Origin of the sequence: Brevundimonas sp. Leaf168 (genome assembly GCF_001423685.1) — a bacterium.
Classification (GTDB): Bacteria; Pseudomonadota; Alphaproteobacteria; order Caulobacterales; family Caulobacteraceae; genus Brevundimonas; species Brevundimonas vesicularis_C.
The window spans coordinates 217,717-236,699 of record NZ_LMOY01000001.1 but is presented as its reverse complement, the minus strand read 5'-3'; the positions used below and the strand labels follow the sequence as shown (position 1 = coordinate 236,699).

Annotated in this window: 21 protein-coding genes; 7 read left to right on the top strand and 14 right to left on the bottom strand. The window is 67.4% G+C overall.

Translation table 11 applies throughout. The annotated features are described in order from the left end of the window. Positions 1–18: 18 nt before the first annotated feature. The 3 genes from ilvC to ASF81_RS01125 all read right to left on the bottom strand — a co-directional run bounded on the left by ilvC (position 19) and on the right by ASF81_RS01125 (position 3,040). Complete coding sequence (gene ilvC / locus ASF81_RS01135; RefSeq protein WP_055803715.1) at positions 19–1,053, bottom strand: ketol-acid reductoisomerase; 1,035 nt, start codon at positions 1,051–1,053, stop codon at positions 19–21. 3 nt (positions 1,054–1,056) lie between these two features. Beyond that, a complete protein-coding gene (locus tag ASF81_RS01130; RefSeq protein WP_055803712.1) occupies positions 1,057–2,796 on the bottom strand; it encodes a dihydroxy-acid dehydratase in 1,740 nt (579 codons plus the stop codon). 91 nt (positions 2,797–2,887) lie between these two features. Continuing rightward, positions 2,888–3,040, bottom strand: coding sequence for a hypothetical protein (locus ASF81_RS01125; RefSeq protein WP_156363104.1), 153 nt, complete (start codon positions 3,038–3,040; stop codon positions 2,888–2,890). 253 nt (positions 3,041–3,293) lie between these two features. On the opposite strand from ASF81_RS01125, the gene gap reads away from it, so the two are divergent. The 4 genes from gap to fba all read left to right on the top strand — a co-directional run bounded on the left by gap (position 3,294) and on the right by fba (position 7,090). Further along, positions 3,294–4,301, top strand: coding sequence for a type I glyceraldehyde-3-phosphate dehydrogenase (gap, locus tag ASF81_RS01120; protein WP_055803704.1), 1,008 nt, complete (start codon positions 3,294–3,296; stop codon positions 4,299–4,301). Between the two features lie 55 nt (positions 4,302–4,356). Beyond that, the gene (locus ASF81_RS01115; RefSeq protein ID WP_055803701.1) at positions 4,357–4,659 is read left to right on the top strand and encodes a hypothetical protein; all 303 of its coding nucleotides are present in this window, start codon (positions 4,357–4,359) and stop codon (positions 4,657–4,659) included. 4 nt (positions 4,660–4,663) lie between these two features. Beyond that, positions 4,664–5,860, top strand: a complete 1,197-nt coding sequence (pgk, locus tag ASF81_RS01110) for a phosphoglycerate kinase (protein WP_055803698.1) — start codon at positions 4,664–4,666, stop codon at positions 5,858–5,860. Between the two features lie 144 nt (positions 5,861–6,004). Beyond that, entirely contained in the window at positions 6,005–7,090 is a 1,086-nt protein-coding gene (gene fba / locus ASF81_RS01105; RefSeq protein ID WP_055803694.1) for a class II fructose-bisphosphate aldolase, read from the top strand. A gap of 9 nt (positions 7,091–7,099) precedes the next feature. Here the strand turns inward: fba and ASF81_RS01100 are convergent, their stop codons facing one another. Beyond that, entirely contained in the window at positions 7,100–7,735 is a 636-nt protein-coding gene (locus ASF81_RS01100; RefSeq protein ID WP_055803691.1) for a DUF2799 domain-containing protein, read from the bottom strand. A gap of 83 nt (positions 7,736–7,818) precedes the next feature. Here ASF81_RS01100 and ASF81_RS01095 point away from each other — a divergent pair, with 83 nt between their 5' ends. Further along, positions 7,819–8,838 (top strand): RluA family pseudouridine synthase, encoded by a 1,020-nt coding sequence (locus tag ASF81_RS01095; protein WP_055803688.1) that lies wholly within the window; start codon positions 7,819–7,821, stop codon positions 8,836–8,838. 230 nt (positions 8,839–9,068) lie between these two features. Further along, positions 9,069–9,956 (top strand): RNA polymerase sigma factor RpoH, encoded by an 888-nt coding sequence (gene rpoH / locus ASF81_RS01090; protein WP_026108409.1) that lies wholly within the window; start codon positions 9,069–9,071, stop codon positions 9,954–9,956. A gap of 47 nt (positions 9,957–10,003) precedes the next feature. Here the strand turns inward: rpoH and ASF81_RS01085 are convergent, their stop codons facing one another. The 8 genes from ASF81_RS01085 to ASF81_RS01050 all read right to left on the bottom strand — a co-directional run bounded on the left by ASF81_RS01085 (position 10,004) and on the right by ASF81_RS01050 (position 17,436). Continuing rightward, on the bottom strand, positions 10,004–10,816 hold the full coding sequence (locus tag ASF81_RS01085; protein ID WP_055803685.1) for a response regulator: 813 nt from the start codon (positions 10,814–10,816) through the stop codon (positions 10,004–10,006). A 107-nt stretch (positions 10,817–10,923) separates the two neighbouring features. Beyond that, complete coding sequence (locus ASF81_RS01080; RefSeq protein ID WP_055803681.1) at positions 10,924–12,219, bottom strand: adenylosuccinate synthase; 1,296 nt, start codon at positions 12,217–12,219, stop codon at positions 10,924–10,926. 75 nt (positions 12,220–12,294) lie between these two features. Next, positions 12,295–13,455 carry a phosphoserine transaminase gene (locus ASF81_RS01075; RefSeq protein ID WP_055803677.1) on the bottom strand — a complete coding sequence of 387 codons (1,161 nt, stop codon included), beginning with the start codon at positions 13,453–13,455 and terminating at the stop codon, positions 12,295–12,297. 46 nt (positions 13,456–13,501) lie between these two features. Continuing rightward, entirely contained in the window at positions 13,502–14,428 is a 927-nt protein-coding gene (locus ASF81_RS01070; protein WP_055803675.1) for a DnaJ C-terminal domain-containing protein, read from the bottom strand. A gap of 90 nt (positions 14,429–14,518) precedes the next feature. Further along, positions 14,519–15,520, bottom strand: coding sequence for a hypothetical protein (locus tag ASF81_RS01065; protein ID WP_156363103.1), 1,002 nt, complete (start codon positions 15,518–15,520; stop codon positions 14,519–14,521). Between the two features lie 45 nt (positions 15,521–15,565). After that, a complete protein-coding gene (locus ASF81_RS14700) occupies positions 15,566–16,117 on the bottom strand; it encodes an NlpC/P60 family protein (RefSeq protein ID WP_082503432.1) in 552 nt (183 codons plus the stop codon). 17 nt (positions 16,118–16,134) lie between these two features. Beyond that, a complete protein-coding gene (locus ASF81_RS01055; protein ID WP_082503395.1) occupies positions 16,135–16,821 on the bottom strand; it encodes a DUF2163 domain-containing protein in 687 nt (228 codons plus the stop codon). Positions 16,822–16,824: 3 nt separating this feature from the next. Then, positions 16,825–17,436, bottom strand: coding sequence for a DUF2460 domain-containing protein (locus ASF81_RS01050; protein WP_055803667.1), 612 nt, complete (start codon positions 17,434–17,436; stop codon positions 16,825–16,827). 97 nt (positions 17,437–17,533) lie between these two features. On the opposite strand from ASF81_RS01050, the gene ASF81_RS01045 reads away from it, so the two are divergent. Further along, entirely contained in the window at positions 17,534–18,235 is a 702-nt protein-coding gene (locus ASF81_RS01045) for a DUF805 domain-containing protein (RefSeq protein WP_055803664.1), read from the top strand. Positions 18,236–18,289: 54 nt separating this feature from the next. On the opposite strand, the gene ASF81_RS01040 is transcribed toward ASF81_RS01045, so the two are convergent. Both ASF81_RS01040 and ASF81_RS14695 read right to left on the bottom strand, forming a co-directional pair. Next, complete coding sequence (locus ASF81_RS01040) at positions 18,290–18,814, bottom strand: hypothetical protein (RefSeq protein WP_055803660.1); 525 nt, start codon at positions 18,812–18,814, stop codon at positions 18,290–18,292. Further along, positions 18,804–18,980: a phage tail assembly chaperone gene (locus ASF81_RS14695; RefSeq protein WP_369814887.1), complete on the bottom strand. Its 177-nt coding sequence runs from the start codon at positions 18,978–18,980 to the stop codon at positions 18,804–18,806. Before ASF81_RS14695 ends, ASF81_RS01040 begins: the two co-directional genes overlap by 11 nt. Positions 18,981–18,983: the final 3 nt, after the last annotated feature.

The window sequence follows — 18,983 nt, the reverse complement described above, 5'->3', positions numbered from 1 at the left end:
CGGTCGTTCAGGCGGCGATCAGGCCGCTTCGGCCCTAGTTTCGCCCTGCGGGGCATGGGGCGTGTTCAGCCAGGCCATGCGTTCGCGCAGACGGGCGCCGACCTGTTCGATCTGGCTTTCGCGGTCGGCCTTCAGCCAGGCCTCGTATTGCGGCTTGCCGGCCTCGTTCTCGGCGATCCAGTTGCGCGCGAAGGTGCCGTCCTGGATCTCGTCCAGAATGGTCTTCATACGGGCCTTGGTCTCTTCGGTCACGACGCGCGGGCCGCTGGCGACCGCGCCGTACTTGGCCGTCTCGGAGATGAAGTGGTGCATCTTCGAGATGCCGCCCTCGTAGAACAGGTCCACGATCAGCTTCAGCTCGTGCAGGCATTCGAAATAGGCGATCTCGGGCTGGTAACCGGCCTCGACCAGGGTGTTGAAGCCCTGGATGACCAGCTCCTTGGCGCCGCCGCACAGGACTGCCTGTTCGCCGAACAGATCGGTCTCGGTCTCTTCGCGGAAGGTGGTTTCCAGCAGGCCGCCGGTCGCGCCGCCATTGCCCTTGGCGTAACCCATGGCCCGGTCGCGGGCCTTGCCGGTGACGTCCTTCTCGACGGCGAACAGGCTGGGCACGCCGCGCCCGCGCTGGAACTCGCGGCGGACCAGATCGCCCGGTCCCTTCGGCGCGACCAGGATCACGTCCATGTCGGCGCGCGGGGTGATGCGCTCGTAGATGATGGAGAAGCCGTGGGCGAACAGCAGGGCCGAGCCCTCCTTGGCGTTCGGCTCAATGATGTCGCGATAGACGTCGCCCTGAACCATGTCGGGCGTCAGGATGGCGATGATGTCGGCGCCCCTGACCGCCTCGGCCGGCTCTGCGGTTGGGACGCCGTCGGCGGTGGCGTGCTTCCAGCCCGTGCCGCCGTGACGAACGCCTGCGACCACGTCATGGCCGCTGTCCTTCAGATTCTGGGCGTGGGCGCGACCCTGCGAACCATAGCCGATGATCGCGATGCGCTGGCCGGCGATGGCGCCCGGCTCGATGTCTTCGTTGGTGTAGATGGTGATGGCCATGGGTCAGGCGTCCTGAGCAGCGTTGGTTTTGTGGCTTGCCGGGACTTGGGCCGGCGGCGGGTTGGGAATGGTGACGGCGCCTTGAGCAGCCGAGGCGACCGAGGCGCGGTATTTGGCGAAGACACCTCGCGCCGGGCGGACTACGTGGGGCGTAAAGCCCGCCCGGCGCGTCGCCAGATCGACATTGACGTCGATGCGGCGGTTGGTGACGTCGATGGTGATGCGATCACCATCGCGAATGAGCGCGATCGGCCCGCCCACGGCGGCTTCCGGCGAGACGTGTCCGGCGACGAAGCCGTAACTGGCGCCCGAGAACCGGCCGTCGGTCAGCAGGGCGACGTTGTCGATCTTGCGCCCCTTCAGGGCGGCGGTGACCTGCAGCATCTCGCGCATGCCCGGACCGCCCTTGGGCCCTTCGTAGCGGATGATGATCACGTCACCTTCGCCGGCCGATCCATCCTGAACGGCGTGGAAGGCGTCCTCTTCCGAGTCGAAGACGCAGGCCGGGCCTTCGAACGTGTCGACCTTGTGGCCCGTCAGCTTGATGACCGCGCCTTCCGGGGCGACATCGCCATAGATGACGGCAAAGCTGCCGCGATCCATCACAGGGGCGTCAAACGTCGTCACCACCACCTGGCCCGGGGTCTCCTCGGCCTCGGCGGCTTCGGCGAACAGGCTGCGGCCGGTGACGGTGGGGGTGTTCACGATCTTGCCGGCCTCGGCCATCCGCTGGGTGACCAGACGGGTGCCGCCGGCGGCGAACAGGTGCGAGGCCAGGAAGCGGCCGCCCGGCTTCAGATCGCAGATGACCGGCGCCTCGACGCAGGCCTGGTGGCAGTCCTCGACGCCGAACTCGACGCCGGCCTCCGCCGCGATGGCCGTCAGGTGCATGACCGCATTCGTCGACCCGCCCGAGGCCGAGACGGCGACGGCGGCGTTCTTCAGACTGGCGCGTGTGATGTATTTGCGGGCCGTGTCGCCGGAGAAGACGCGTTCGACGATCAGCCGACCGCAGCGTTCGCCTTCAGCGGCCTTGTTTGGATCGACGGCCGGCACGTCGTTGGCGCCCATGGGCGAGATCCCCATGACCGACAAGGCCATGGCCATGGTGTTGGCCGTGAACTGGCCGCCGCAAGCCCCGGCGCCCGGGCAGACGGCCTGCTCGACCGCCTTCAGCCCTTCGTCGTCCAGGGCGCCGGCCGAATGGGCGCCGATGGCCTCGAACACCTCCTGGACCGAAACCTCTTTCGTCCCGATCACGCCCGGCATGATGGTGCCGCCGTAATAGACCAGGCCGGGGATATCCATCCGCGCCAGGGCCATGGCCGCCGCCGGGATCGTCTTGTCGCAGCCGACGATGCAGACCACGCCGTCCAGCTGGTGGCCTTCGATGGCCAGTTCGATCGAGTCGGCGACGACCTCGCGGCTGATCAGCGAGGCCTTCATGCCCGCCGTGCCCATCGAGATGCCGTCGGTGACGACGATGGTGTTGAAATCGACCGGATAGCCGCCCGCCGCGATGATGCCGGCGCGCACGTCCTTGGCCAGTCGGTCCAGATGCATGTTGCACGGCGTGACCGTCGACCAGGTGTTGACGATGCCGATCATCGGCTTGTCGAAGTCGGCGTCGTGCATGCCGGCGGCGCGCAGATAAGAGCGGGCGGCCGCCCGGTTCGGGCCAGCCGTCACCGCCGCGCTGCGCGCATTGGGCTTTCTGGGCTGGGAGGTAGAATTTTGCGTCATCGGTCCGGTTCGTTTCGAACCGCCGCGCACTAAAAACCCCGCTTCCTTTCGGAGGCGGGGTGGTGCGAGGCGATCCTGAGTGTGTCTAGGGTCAGGTCGCGTGCATCCACGCCGCTTGCGTGAGCAGGCCGAGAAGTACGAGGTTAATGAGGAATACGGGGCTTTCCAGGCCGACAGGCGCGCGAACGGCGACGACCGCCTTGGCGGTGCGTCCCTTCGTCATGTCGCGCGTCATCGTGGCCACGGGTGGCTCCCTGTTCTGACGCCAAGAAACCATAGCCGTTGGAGACGCACAACCCCTGTCGCAATAATTTTGCGCAACAGCTGGAAAATAACCTCGCCCGGGGTGTTTCTTACCCGAAGCTGGCGCGGGTGATTTTCGAAGCGTAACCGTCCATCACATCATGTTACGCGCGCGGGGTTGAAACCCGTCCACGACCGCTCCATTGAGACGCGCACCTATATAACGCTCGTCATACCGATCACAGGAGCTCTCCATGACCGTTCGCGTCGCCATCAATGGTTTCGGCCGCATTGGCCGTCTCGTCCTTCGCTCGATCATCGAGCATGGCCGCACGGACATCGAGGTGGTGGCGATCAACGATCTGGGTCCGGTCGAGACCAACGCCCACCTGTTCCGTTACGATTCGGTCCACGGACGCTTCCCCGGCACGGTGACCTCGGGCGAGGACTGGATCGACGTCGGCACCGGCAAGATCAAGGTCACGGCCGAACGCGATCCCGCTAATCTGCCGCACGCCGAGCTGAAGGTGGACATCGCCTTCGAATGCACCGGCATCTTCACCTCCAAGGACAAGGCCAGCGCCCACCTTAAGGCCGGCGCCAAACGCGTCCTGGTCTCGGCGCCCGCCGACAACGCCGACAAGACCATCGTCTACAAGGTCAACCACGAGACCCTGACCGCCGACGACATCGTCGTGTCGAACGGCTCGTGCACCACCAACGCCCTGGCCCCCGTTGCCAAAGTGCTGAACGACCTGTTCGGCATCGAGCGCGGCTATATGACCACCATCCACTCCTACACCGGCGACCAGCCGACGCTGGATACGATGCACAAGGACCTTTACCGCGCCCGCGCCGCGGCCCTGTCGATGATCCCGACCTCGACCGGCGCCGCCAAGGCCCTGGGCCTGGTCCTGCCGGAGCTGAAGGGCAAGCTGGATGGCTCTTCGATCCGCGTCCCGACCCCCAACGTCTCGGTCGTCGATCTGAAGGTCGTCGCCGGTCGCGAGGTCACGGTCGAAGAGATCAACGCGGCGCTTCAGGCAGCCGCCGACGGTCCGATGAAGGGCGTGCTGTTCACGACGATCGACCCGCTGGTCTCGCACGACCTGAACCACATCGCCGCCTCCTCCACCGCCGCCCTGCCCCAGACCCAGGTCGTCGACGGCAAGCTGGCCCGCGTGTTGAGCTGGTATGATAACGAGTGGGGCTTCGCGACCCGGATGTCGGACACCGCGCTGCAGATGGCGAAGTTCCTATAACTTGAAAACTTGGCGCCGTGCGGCTGTCAGAAACGCAGGATCAGGCTGCATCCTGATGCTGCTGCTAGTCGTCGCGGCGCCGTTTTCAGGCGGCTTCATGCTAGAGGCCGCCAAGCACCTTCTTCTGTTGAAGTTCGGCGGCAGTTGGATCAACGCGGCGGCATGGACTGCCGCCCTCCTGTGCTGGTGGCTGGTCCTTGCCCTGTTCTGGTTCAACAGAACCCGGTTTGAATTTGGCGAACTTCTGGACGGCGCGCCGATTCGCAGACCAGTCGCCAGTATTCCGATGCTGGCGTTCTTGATCGTGGCGGCCTCGGGCCTCGGCCTTTTCAGCGCCATCAAAACTGTTTTGGGATAACCTTATGACCTTCCGCACCCTCGACGACGCCAAGGATCTCGCCGGCAAGACGGCTCTGGTTCGCGTGGACTTCAACGTCCCGATGGAGGGCGGCAAGGTCACGGACGACACCCGTCTGCGGGTCGCCCTGCCGACGATCCAGCGCCTGCGCGACGCGGGCGCCAAGGTCGCCCTGCTGGCCCATTTCGACCGCCCCAAGGGCCAGCGCGTTCCGTCGATGAGCCTGAAACCCGTCGTCCAGCCGCTGGAAGAACTGCTCGGCGCCCCCGTCCGCTTCGCCGACGAATGTATCGGTCCCGACGCAGTCGAGGCCATTCGCGATCTGGACGCCGGCGGCGTGGTCTTGTTGGAGAACGTGCGCTTCCATGCGGCGGAAGAGGCCAATGATCCGGTCTTCGCCCAGAAGCTGGCAGATCTCGGCGATCTCTACGTCAACGACGCCTTCTCGGCCGCCCACCGCGCCCACGCCTCGACGGAAGGCGTCGCCCACCACATCCCCGCCTATGCTGGCGAATCCATGCGTCGTGAACTCGATGCGCTCGAGGCGGCGCTCGGCAATCCGCAGAAGCCCGTGGTTGGCATCGTCGGCGGCTCCAAGGTCTCGACCAAGCTGGACCTGCTGAAGAACCTGGTCGGCAAGCTGGACACGCTGGCCATCGGCGGCGGCATGGCCAACACCTTCCTTTATGCGCAAGGGATCGATATCGGCGGCTCGCTGGCCGAGAAGGATATGGCGGACACGGCGCGCGAGATCCTGGCGGAAGCCGAAGCCAAGGGCTGCCACATCCTGCTGCCCGTCGATGTCGTGGTGGCGACCGAGGTCAAGCCCGGCGCCGACGCCCGCACCGTCAAGACCAGCGAAGCCCTCGCGACTGAAGACAAGATCCTGGACGCAGGCCCCGACACCGTCGCCCGCCTGAACGCCGCGATCGACGGCTCCAAGACCCTGATCTGGAACGGCCCGTTGGGCGTGTTCGAGGTGCCGCCCTTCGACGCCGCCACGGTCGCGGCCGCCAAGCACGTCGCCGAGCGCACCAAGGCCAACGCGCTGATCGCGGTGGCGGGTGGCGGCGACACGGTCGCGGCCGTCGGTCATGCCGGCGTCGCGGCAGACCTGACCTTCGTGTCCACTGCCGGCGGCGCCTTCTTGGAATGGATGGAGGGCAAGCCCCTGCCCGGCGTCGAGGCCCTGCGCGCCTGAAGGCTTAGCGATGCAGGCGGATCACGCCTGCATCCTGTCTTCGAAATCGGCGCTGAAACGGCTGTAACACGGCGTGACTTCGCGCTGTCCGGCGTCTAATCTCTCGCCCAACCAAAAAGACTATTCGGCTCAGGAGACTACCCCATGGCGCGCATCACGCTGCGACAGCTGCTCGACCACGCGGCAGAGAATGACTACGGCCTGCCCGCCTACAACATCAACAACATGGAACAGGGTCTGGCGATCATGGAGGCGGCCCACGAGGTCAACGCCCCCGTCATCATCCAGGCCTCGCGAGGCGCCCGGAACTACGCCAACGACATCGTTCTGGCCAAGCTGATCGACGCCCTGGCCGAGCTCTACCCGCACATCCCGGTCTGCATGCACCAGGACCACGGCAACGGCCCGGCGACCTGCGCCACCGCCATCCAGTACGGCTTCACCAGCGTGATGATGGACGGCTCGCTGGAGGAGGACGCCAAGACCCCCGCCAGCTATGAATACAACGTCGACGTCACCCGTCGCGTCACCGAAATGGCCCACGCCTGCGGCGTCTCGGTCGAGGGCGAACTGGGCGTGCTGGGCTCGCTGGAAACCGGCATGGGCGAGGCTGAAGACGGCCACGGCTTCGAGGGCAAGCTGGACCACTCGCAGTTGCTGACCGACCCGGATCAGGCCGTCGACTTCGTTGCCGCCACCAAGGTCGACGCCCTGGCCATCGCCATGGGCACCAGCCACGGCGCCTACAAGTTCACGCGTCAGCCGGACGGCGAGGTCCTGGCCATGAACGTGATCGAGGAGATCCACCGCCGCCTGCCCAACACGCACCTGGTGATGCACGGCTCGTCGTCGGTGCCGCAGGATCTGCAGGACATCATCAACCAGTACGGCGGCGAAATGCCCCAGACTTGGGGCGTTCCGGTCGAGGAAATCCAGCGCGGCATCAAGCACGGCGTGCGCAAGGTCAACATCGACACCGACAACCGCATGGCCATCACCGGCGCCATCCGTAAGGCCCTGATGGAGAAGCCGGGCGAGTTCGACCCGCGCTACTATCTGAAGCCCGCCAAGGAGGCGATGAAGAAGCTCTGCATGGAGCGCTACCAGCAGTTCGGCTGCGAGGGCCAGGCCTCCAAGATCCGCCCGCTTTCCACCGCCCAGATGGCGAAGCGCTACGCCTCGGGCGACCTGGATCCGTCCTTCCGCGGCGCATCCGTCAAGGCCGCCTAGGACCGACACCTAGACCGGGTAGCGGCCGCTCAGTTCGCGCCGCACCCGGCGAACGTCCCATTCCGCCTGATCCAGCGCGTCGCGTGCCTCTCGGGCATTGCGACGCGCATCCCGGATTTCGCCTCTGACCTCTCGGATGCGGTTACGAATGCGCTCCCGTTCTTCATCCGTCAGGCCCTCGCCGCGCAGTTCAAGCTCCTTGGCTTCCAGCTTGTCTTCACGGTTCTCGATCCGGGCCTCAGCGCTGTTCAAGGCGCTTTCCGCCGTTTCGTACGCGTCCTCGACATCATGCAGCATTCGGCCGTCACGATAGGCCGGTAGAAACGCCTGCTCTTCCTCCGGCCGGCAGACGCCATGATAGGTATTGCCCGCGCGTCCCTCCTCCCAGCCGCGCTGGAAGGTGCAATACGTCCGCAAGCCATCCTCACGCGCCGAGCCATAGGCGGCCGGATTGGGTGCGATCTGAAACTTGGCGCAGGCCTTGGCGTGGTCGTCCAGTCGCGTCATCGGATAGCCCGACGCCCCGTCCGCATAGCCCTTCTCGCCCCAGGCCCCGGCCAGGCATTCGTCCTTGCTCATGGTCGTGCAACTGCTCAGCAGCGCCGCCGCGGCGAACGCGCTCCCGGCGATCATCAACCGCTTCATCGGATGTCCCCTACGCCCCCAAGCTTGACTATCACCTCACCCGCGCCCCTCGCGCAAGCGGCCGGTCGTGCTAGGGAGACGACGTGTCCGACCCTGACCTGATCGACGAAGACGAAGACCCCGCGACCGGCGCCCCCGCCGAGGTGCTGGAGGCTCGCATCGACGCGTCCGGCGTTCGCCTGGACAAGGCCTTGGCCGGCGCCTTCCCCGCCCTGTCGCGCGCCCGGCTCCAGGCCCTGCTGGCCGAGGGGGCCGTCAGTCGCGATGGCGCGGTCCTGACCGGCGGTTCCGCCAAGGCCCAGCCCGGCCTCTATGCCGTCGCCGTGCCGCCCGTCGCGCCGGCCACGCCTCAGCCCCAGGCCATTCCCTTGACCGTCCTTTACGAGGACGCCGAGCTTATCGTCATCGACAAGCCTGCGGGCATGGCCGCCCACCCCGCGCCCGGCACACCGAACGGCACCCTGGTCAACGCGCTGCTGGCCCATTGCGGCGACAGTCTGTCGGGCATCGGCGGCGTCGCCCGCCCCGGAATCGTCCACCGGCTGGACAAGGACACCTCCGGCGTCATGGTCGCCGCCAAGACCGACCGCGCCCACGCCGGCCTCTCCGCCCTGTTCGCTGCGCACGACATCGAACGCACCTACATCGCCCTGACACGCGGCGCGCCGTCGCCTGCGACCGGCCGCATCCACACCCGCATCGGCCGCTCCACCGGCGACCGCAAGAAGATGGCGGTCCTCAAGGCCGGCGGTCGCGAGGCCATCACCGACTATGTCGTCCAAGCGACCTTCGGGCAGCCCGCGAAAGCTGGCGGCGCACCCATGGCTGCGCGTGTCGACTGCACCCTGCACACCGGCCGCACCCATCAGATCCGCGTCCACCTGTCGTCCAAAGGCGCGCCCATCCTTGGCGACGCGACCTATGGCTCAGGCAGTCCAGCCATTCCCGTTCGCACCGCCATCGCAGAAGCGGCCCTCGAGCGTCAGGCCCTCCACGCCGCCGTCCTGGGCTTTGTCCACCCTGTCACGGGCGAGGCGCTTCGCTTCGAGACCGCGCCGCCGTACGACATGCAGCGTCTCGAAACACGGCTCGCCGAACTCTGAACAGCCGCCCGTGTAGGCAGGTCTTGAATAGCAACTGACAAAGTTCTATATAGGACTTCGATCGGCGCGAGTGGCGCCAGGGCCACGGTCACGCTTTTGTGTGACGATCCGCCTCTAAAAATGGCGGCAACCCATCGCTACTTCACCGGTTGAGGGGTGAGACGTCGGCGCACACACCGTGGCCGATGACGAAGAGCCCGCTCGTTCAAGACGGTCGGAGGGACCTGTATATGGCTGCCAATAGTACGCTCGCGGTGATGTCGCCTGAACAAGGCCTGTCGCGCTATCTGACGGAAATCCGCAAATTTCCGATGCTGACCAAGGATGAGGAGTTCATGCTCGCCAAGCGTTGGTCTGAGCACCAGGACCCCGAAGCCGCCCACCGTCTCGTCACCTCGCACCTTCGTCTCGTGGCCAAGATCGCCATGGGGTATCGCGGTTACGGCCTGCCGATCGGCGAAGTCATTTCCGAGGGCAACGTCGGCCTGATGCAGGCCGTCAAGAAATTCGACGCCGATAAGGGCTTCCGCCTGGCGACCTACGCCATGTGGTGGATTCGCGCTTCGATCCAGGAATACATCCTGCGCAGCTGGTCGCTCGTGAAGATGGGCACCACCGCGGCGCAGAAGAAGTTGTTCTTCAACCTGCGCAAGGCCAAGAGCCAGATCTCGGCATTCGAGGAAGGCGATCTGCATCCTGAACACCTCGCCGCCATCGCCACCAAACTGGGCGTGACGGAGGAAGAGGTCACCAACATGAACCGCCGTCTCGGCGGCGACGCCTCGCTGAACGCCCCTTTGCGCGCCGACGGCGAAAGCGAGTGGCAGGACTGGCTGGCCGACGACACGGCCGTGTCTCAGGAAACCCAACTCGCCGACGACGAGGAAAAGGGCATCCGCATGAGCCTCCTGCAAGAGGCCATGGAAGAGCTGACCGACCGTGAGAAGCACATCCTCACGGAACGTCGCCTCAAGGACGATCCGGTCACGCTGGAAGAACTCGCCGGCCAGTATGGCGTCTCGCGCGAGCGCGTGCGTCAGATCGAGGTCCGCGCCTTCGAGAAGCTGCAAAAGGCCATGCGCGCCGCCGCCGAAGAGCGGAACTTGGTCGACGCCTGAGCAACTCGGTCCGCTTCGCCTTCAACGGCGCGGCGGACCGTCTATCGTCACGACGCGCGCGCCACGGGTGCTGCATCGTTGGCTGCTCTCGCAGCCGCTACGACCGTGCCGATCGGCTGGGCCAGTCCCGCCTTCGTCACCTGACCGCTGGCCACATAGGCCTGCAGCGTCGCCACAGCCATCGCCAGTCGCGCGTCCGCCGTTTTGATGGCCAGACCGTTCAGCGTCTCGGCCTGTTGGCGAATGGCGCGCGTCGCCTGCGACGGATCCTGTCCGAACTGCGACATGGCCGAAATCAGGATCCGCGACGCCTGATCGCGGATTTCGGCAGGGCCGCCTCCGGCCGCGCCATCGCTGCGGCGCTTGCGGGCGCCTGAATATTCACCTGAGTTGAACCGGCGACGATCCGGCCCGACATACCCGACGGCCTCGATCCAGGGTCGCGGCTTCAACGTCACATTCTCGACCCGCTTGAACAGGTCGCCTGTCGTGAACGGCTTTCTCAAGAACTCGTGGATGCCGGCGTCGCGCGCGCCCTTGATCGCCGCGGCGGTTGCCTCGCCCGTCACCATGATGATCGGCGACATGCGGCACGACATGCTGGAGCGCCGAATGCGCCGCGCCAGCGTCTCGCCGTTCAGCCTGTCTCCAGACCGCTCCGTGAAGATCACGCCCGGCTCGACGTCGCGCAGCAACTCTAGCGCCCGCTCCTCGTCGCCTTCGGAATAGACCTCGCGCGCACCCATGCCCTTCACGATGTCCGTCAGCAGTCGCGCTGACGACAGATTGGCGTCCACGATGACCACCCGACGAAGCGCAGGCTCCATGCGGCTTATGGTTCTGGCGTTTGCGGCGAACACATCAGACTCCGAAGTTGGAGCCGTTATCCTTACCGACCACGGGTTAAGACCTGTTGAATAGGTCTTTCTGCGTAGTCCGCCGCCTCACGCCGCCCCCTTCCAAGACCTCAGCCCTGGAACGGATCGCGCATCAGAATGGTGTCGTCGCGCTCTGGGCTGGTCGACAGCAGGGCCACTGGCGCGCCGATCAACTCCTCGATCCGGCGCACATATTTGATGGCGTTGGCGTTGATGTCCTTGAAGCTGCGGACGCCGGCGGTGCTTTCGCTCCAGCCTTCCAGCTCCTCGAACACCGGCTCGGCCGCGCCCTGGGCTTTCAGGCTTGAGGGCAGATAGTCCAGCACCTCGCCATCGACCTTGTAGCCGACGCAGATCTTCAGCGTCTTCAACCCGTCCAGCACGTCCAGCTTGGTCAGTGCGATGCCGTCGATGCCGTTGATCGCCACGGACTGGCGCACCAACACGGCGTCGAACCAGCCGCAGCGGCGCGCGCGGCCGGTGTTCACCCCGACTTCGCGGCCAACGGTCGCCAAATGCGCGCCGACCTCGTCGTTCAGTTCGCAGGCGAAGGGGCCTTCTCCGACACGCGTCGTATAGGCCTTCACGATGCCCAGCACATAGCCGACGCCGCGCGGCCCGATGCCCGAACCCGCCGCCGCCTGACCGGCCACGGTGTTGGAGCTGGTGACATAGGGATAGGTGCCGTGATCCACGTCCAGAAAGGCGCCCTGCGCCCCTTCGAACAGGACGCGCTTGCCGTCCTTCTGCGCCTGGTCCAGCACGCGCCAGGCCGGTTTCACATAGGGCAGGATCTTCGGCGCGATCTCCAGCAACTGCGCCAGCAGCGCGTCGGGATCGATCGGCTCCAACCCCAGACCGGCGCGCAGCGGATCGTGGTGCGAGCGCAGCCGGTCGATCTTGACCTTCAGATCTTCTTCATTGGCCAGATCGCAGACCCGAATGGCGCGACGCCCCACCTTGTCTTCATAGGCCGGGCCGATGCCGCGGCCGGTCGTACCGATCTTGGCGCCCGGCGCGCTCGCCGCCGCCTCGCGCGCGACATCCAGCGCCGGGTGAATGGGCAGGATCAGACAGGCGTTGTCCGCAATGGTCAGGATTTCAGGGCTGATCGCCACACCCTGGGCGGCGATCTTTTCGATCTCGCCGACCAGATGCCAGGGATCGACGACCACGCCGTTGCCGATGATCGACGGCTTGCCCTGCACGACGCCCGAAGGCAGCAGCGCCAGCTTATAGACCTTGCCGTCCACGACCAGCGTATGGCCCGCGTTGTGACCACCCTGGAACCGCACGACCATGTCGGCGCGGTTGGACAGCCAGTCCACGATCTTGCCCTTGCCCTCGTCGCCCCACTGGGCGCCGACCACCGCTACGTTCGCCAAAGCTGTCTCTCCGCACTTGAATGCGGGCGCAGCCTATAGCGGGGGAATCGTCCGATGTCGTCCCGTCAAACGGATTTATCCGACTTCGCTGACGGCAGTCTCGAACGCCCATTCCAGCCAGGGCGTCGCCGCGATCACATCGGCCGTCTCGACAGTGCAGCCGCACCATAGCCGCAGGCCAGGCGGCGCATTGCGGTGCGGCTCCATATCGAACACGGCCGCTTCGCCTTCCAGCAGGGCCTTGAACCGCATGACGAAGGCCTTTTGCGCCTTGTCGTCCAACGCTGCGATCCGCGCATCGGTGAACTTGAGGCAGACCGAGGTCGTCGATCGGATCTCCGGCTGATCCGGCAGGAAGGCGATCCATTCGGTGCGCTCCACCCATTCCGCCAACGCGGCATAGTTGGCGTCTGTCCGCCGGATCAATTCGCTCAACCCGCCGATGTCCTTGGCCCAGCCCAGGGCGTCGATCCAGTCTTCGATGGTCAGGATCGAGAAGGTATTGATCGCCACCCCGTCCGCCAGCGCCCGATCGAACCGTCCCTTGCCGTCGGTCAGCCGCAGCAGTTTCGGAATCGCCCGATCCGGTCGGAACGTGTCCAGCCGCTCGACCGCGCGCGGCGACAGCACCATCACCCCGATGCCTGCTTCGCCGCCCAGCGCCTTCTGGAAGCTGAAAGTCACGACATCCAGCTTGTCCCACGGCAACGGCATGGCGAAGGCGGCGGAGGTCGCGTCGCAGATCGCCAGCCCCTCGCGATCGTCGGCGATCCAGTCGGCGTCCGGCACGCGCACGCCCGAGGTCGTGCCGTTCCACGGGAACACTACATCCTTGGACCAGTCGGCCCGGCTCAGATCCGGCAGCTCGCCCCATGGCGCCGTCAGGGCCTCGGGCTCCAGCCCCAGATGATCCTTTACGTCGGCCAGCCAGGTCAGGCCGAAATTCTCGAACGCTGCGACCTGCACGGGCCGGGCGCCCAGCATCCCCCACAGCGCCGCCTCGACCGCGCCCGTGTCCGACCCTGGCGTATAGAGCATCACATGGCTGTCGGGGACTTCCAGCACTTCGCGCGTCAGCCGAAGGCCATGCGCGAACCGCTCCACCACCTCTGGCGCGCGGATCCCACGCCCCAGCAGGTCGGACGGCAATCCGCCCAGCGCATAGCCCGGCCGCTTCGCCGTAGGCCCCGCCGAAAACCACGGCCGCGCCGGCTTCACATCAGGCTTCGTGCTCATGCTCTTTTCCTTCGGCGCTACCGCGCTTCGCGCGGCTTGAGCGCGCTCACCGCCCCGGCGTATAGGGCCGCTTGGCCCGCCAATCCTCGGCGAAGGCGGTCAGTTCGGCGTCCGGCACATCGGGCAGCGTCACCATCACCCGCGCCAGCAGATCGCCCCGCCTGCCTTGCGCGAACGCGCCACGCCCCTTCAGCCTCAGCACCTTGCCCGAATTTGATCCGGCCGGCAGCGTCATCTGCACCACGCCCTCGGGCGTCGGCACCCGCACCTTGGCGCCCAGCACCGCGTCGGGCACCGACACCGGCAGATCCATCGTCAGGTCCGCCCCGTCGCGCTTGTAGATGGGGTGCGGTTCGATCCTCAGTTCGATCAGGGCGTCGCCGTTCTCGGCCCCGCGCCCCGGCGATCCCTGGCCGCGCAGACGGATCGTCTGGCCTTCCGACGCGCCTTTGGGAATGGTCACGTCCAGGGTGCGTCCATCCGAGAACTGAATCCGCCGCGTCGCCCCGGCGATGGCGTCTTCCAGACTGATGTCCAGCGTCGCCTTCACGTCCTGACCGCGCGAGGTGAAGTCCCGCGCGCCGCGCTGACGCCCGGCCCCGCCGAACATGCCGAACAGGTCGTCCAGATCGACGCCTTCGAAGTTGGCCCGCCCGCCCGGCCCGCCGCCTTGTCCGAACGGATTGCCGCCTTGGCCAAACGGGCTGCCGCCGGCGCGACCGCCCCCGCCGAAGCCGCGATATTGTTCGTTGCCGTCGCCGTCGATCTGGCCAGCGTCGTATTTGGCGCGCTTTTCCTTGTCGCCCAGGATGTCGAAGGCCGCCGTCACCCGCTTGAACTTGTCCTCGGTGATCTTGTCGCCGGGGTTTTTGTCGGGATGCAGCTCCTTGGCGAGCTTGCGATACGCCTTCTTGACCTCGTCCGCGCTCGCGCCCTTCGAAACGCCCAGTTCCTTGTAGGGGTCGCCTGCCACGTCCGTTGTCGCTCCAGCTGAAAAAGGTCGAGAGGCCGTCAGTTAAGCCATGCCCCGCCCCGCGCAAAGGGCTGGACCCGCCCTATTTCGTCAGACCGGCCGGATTTCCGCCTCGACTTCAACTTCTGGGCCCCGGCCAAACCCCTCCCCCCACTGCGCCACGGCGATCCGCGCCGTCGATGTCACGCCTTCTGGGAAGTCCGCCGCCAAGTCGGCCGTAGAATAGGATGCCGACAGCCCCTCCACCGCCATCGTCCGAACTACGACGTCATGATCAAAGACGCGCAGCCGGAACCGCATCGGATCGACCGCTGTCGGTTCCCCATCCCAACTGTCGCCGAACAGCCGCACGCGCGGCGTCCATCGGATCGCCAGACCCTCGGCTGACGTCTCGACCGTCAGACCAGACGGCGACCACGGCCGATCATGCACGCCCCTCGCCACGAACAGAGCTTCGCTGAACCCCGTACCGCCCGGCGCCGCGCCAGCCGGTCCCGCGCGACAGACCAGCGGCAGTCCTCGCTCGCCCCGCCCGATCTCTGCGCGCGCCAGCCGATCGTCCAGAAACACCACGACCGCCCCGGCCCCGGCGCCCGCCCGCATCTCCACCTCGGTTGCCTGCTGCCCGCGCAACAGACCCGTCAGCCGCCAAGTCCCCGGTCCGACCAGCACCGCCGACCGATACTGCACGATCTCCCACCCCACGGCCGTCTCGACCGCCAGCGCATTGCCGCCGCCCAGCACCGCCGCCTCGACCGCGCTTTCCGGCGCCTCGCCCTCGACCCGCACCACCACGGCGTTGGCCTCGTCCCAGCGGTGCCGCACGCCCGGCCCCAGCGCCTCGACCAGCACCCCGACCGTCGCCGGCGTCTCCACATCGCCCCTCGCCGTCAGAGTCTCAGCCGTCGGCCCCCCATGCAGCCGCATCGTCCGCCACGGCTCGGCCGCCACGGCGATCAAGGGCCGCGCGTCCGCCTCCCCGCCGATCAAGGGCGGCAAATCCAACACTTTCAGGAACGGCGCCCCGACCACGACCGGAGTGTCACCCCCGCGCCAGACGCCGTCATCCTCGACTGCCCGCCGGGCCGTCACCGGCTCCAGCACCGCCGACGGTTGTCTCGTCCGACGAGACCCTCATCACGCGCCAGTCGTCCGACCGACCCCGCCCGCCGTCGCCGCCACATCGTCCGACCGCACCACCACCGCCCCGGTCTGATAGTCCGCCGTCTCGTCGATGAACCGCACCCGCGCCTCGCCCGCCCTGGGCTCCAGCGTCCGTCGCCGTCTCCGCCGCCCCTCCATCGGGCAGAGCCAGCGCCTGAGCCGCCATCTCGACCACCGTCCCGCCCGTCCCCAATAGGCGTGGATCATCCTCGGCTCCGGTCCGTCGAGGTCGCTCAGAATGGCGCAGTGCTTCACCGCCGCCCCCGGCGACATGTGAAACAGCAACACATCCCCCGCCCGCATCTGATCGACCGCAACCGGCCGCATCCACCGCCCCGCCGCCTCCAGCAGCGTCTCGCGCCCGCCGACCTCGGCCCAGTCGGCCGAATAGGCCGGCAAGACTTCGGGCTCCTCGCCCACCGCCTCGCGCCACACCCCGCGCACCAGACCCAGACAGTCCGCGCCCACACCCTTCATGCTGGCCTGATGCCGATACGGCGTGCCGAGCCAGGACCGGGCGGACATCACCACCGCGCTCCCCCTCACCGCCGACTCCCGCCGTCATTGCGCGCACTTGCGGCCGGATAGGCCGTCAGGAAGTCATCCCCCGGCACATCCGGAAATCCGCGAAAGTTCGCGCCATTCCCGAACGTCCCGACGCAGGTCTCCCACCGCTTGTCGCAGACCCGTCCCGCCGGCGCCGCGACCCGGCACCTCTGGTCTCCCAGTCGCGCATCGCACATCCGCCCATAGGCCCGCCCGACCACCCGCTCCAGCTTGGCCAGCGGCCCCTGAAGCTCGGCGACGAAGCCTCCTGCGCTCAAGCAGCCCGCAGGGCGATAGCGCGACAAAGAGCCCTGGCGCTGGATCTTCGCCAGCGCCCCCGACCACAGCCGCACCTTCAGATCCGGCCGCGCCCAGTCCGCGCGCCACAGTTCGACCGTCGCCGCATCGAACAGCCCCGCCGCCACATCCGCTTCCGTGATCGCCGCGTCATTCAGCACGCCTGCCGCCGAAGCCGACCCCGCCGCCAGCCCGACCGCACTCTCGCCCGCTCCCGCCGTCCAGCCGCTCGCCGCCCGACAGACGACCCCGTCCACCACCAGGTCCCGGTCGTGATCGGTGAACCCCATCACCACGCCGTCGGCTCGCTCCAGCCGCCAGACATGGCACAGCGTCGCCGCCCCGCTCTCGATGCGGGCGGCCATTTCATTCGATATGTCACGCATGGCTCAGACCCGAACCTCGATCAGCGGAACCGCCGCCATCCGTCCGGCCTCAAAGCTCTCCAGCGTCGTCTCGATCCGATCGCTGTCGAACCGCACCGGCGTATCGAACTGAAACCCCGCCGTCACGCTGACACCCGCCTCCGGCGCGCGCTCCAGCGTCACCTGCCCGGTGGCGAAGTCGACCGCAAAGGCCGTCGTCTCGACACCACCCACCGCGACCCGCACCGATCCCTCGACCGGCTTGGCGACCGGCCGCTCCACATCGCCGTAGCGCTTCACCAGATCGAACGCGGTGCGAACCCCGTCGCCCACGCCCAGCACCTGATCCTCAGCCGAGACCACCCCGCCCGGCGCGCACGATTTGAAATCGGCGAAGTCCTTCAACCGAAACCCGTACAGCCGCCCCCGCCGCGCCTCGAAGAAGGCGACCAGCTCGGCCATGTCGTCCAGCGACCGCAGGTTCGCCCCGATCAGATACCGCCGGCGCCCCAGCGCCCAGGGCGTGGAGCGCCGCTCGAACCCCGACGCCAGCGTCGTGATCTCCGTCCGACGCTCCACCCCGCCGGTCGAACCGAACGCCAGCCGCGCGGGCAAGCGCACCTCATGAAAGGCCATGCGAACCTTTCCTCCCTTTCACTTGTTCACGGATCGTCGCTCGTTCATGGTCGCATTGCGGCCAGCTTCGGCCGCATGCCCAAGGGGAGCGACACGTTTGCGCGGCGAGATTCTCAGCTACGACACCATCACCGGAATCGGTCTGATCAGCGGCGACGACGGCGCCCGTTACGACTTCACCTCGGCCGCGCTGCAATCGCCGGCCGTGCCCGCCGCCGGCGTCCGCGTCGACTTCGTGCCCGAAGGCGCCGCCGCCACCCAGATCCTGATCCTGGCGGGTTCGCCCACCACCACCGGCGTCGCCGGCGGCTACGCCAGCTCGACCTCGACCGCCGTCGCCGGCTTCGATTGGCAAAAGCTATTCCTGTCCTTCGAGGGCCGCATCCGCCGCAGCCATTTCTGGATCGGCTGGCTGATCCTGCTGGGCGTCAACGTCGTCATCAGCTGGATCCCCTTCATCAACCTGCTGGGCATCGTGCTGATCTGGCCCAACCTGGCCATTTCGGTGAAGCGCCTGCACGACATGGGCAAGACCGGCTGGCTGATCGCCATTCCCTGGGTCGGCTCGGTCGTGGCCTTCTTCGCCGGCTTCGCCATGGTCGTCGCCGCCGCCGTCGCCAACGGCTATTCGGAAGACTACTACGAGGGCAACCCGGCGGCCGTCTTCGCCCTGATGGGCCCCGCCTTCGGCCTGTTCGCCATCGCGGGTCTGCTGGGCCTGGCCTTCCTGCTGTGGATCGGCATCGCCGACAGCCAGAAGGGCGAAAACCGCTTCGGCCCGAACCCCAAGGGCGAATAAGCCTCATCGCCTGGACGACTTCCGCGCCGCCCCGTCCTCGACGGGGCGGCGTTTCTACATCCGCCTGGCGCCCAAGCTGACAGCCCGCGCCAGCATCTGGGCGATCTGCGCCTCGGACCGCAGCAGGGCCGGCGCCCCGCCGTCCACCGCCACATTGACCGTAACGCCCCCGCCGCCGACCGGCCCGATCTCGCCGCCCGTCGCGGGCCGAAACACCTCCGGCCCACGCTCGCCGACCAGATAGGCCCCACCGCCCAGCACCGGCCCGCCGTCCGCCCGCGCCCCGCCGAAGCTGGACATCACAGACTGGATCGCCGCGCTCAGCCCGCCGCCGTTCGCGCCGGCCGCCGCATTGACCGCGTTCAGCACCGCCCGCGCCAATTCGGCCAGCGACACCTCCCCGTCCGCCGCCGCCCGCGCCAGCGACCGCGTCAGGCTGTCGCCCGCCCGCCCGAACGCCGCTTCGATGGCGTCGGCCGCCTCCTGCGCGGGCGCCTTCAACGCCTCCAGCGCCGCCCCGGCTTCGGCCGCTCTCAGCGCGACCTGATCGATCCCGTCCCGCCCGAACTCATCCGCCATCCGGCCAACCCTCCATCAATCGCGCCAGCCCCTCGCGTCCCAGCGGCGCCGTGCCGCGCGGCGCCTGCGTCAACATCCGCCACTCCCTCAACGACAGCCGCCAGAACGCCTCGGGCGCCACGCCCATCGTCGCCGCCAGTCGCAACATCTCGCCCCACGGCGTCACCTG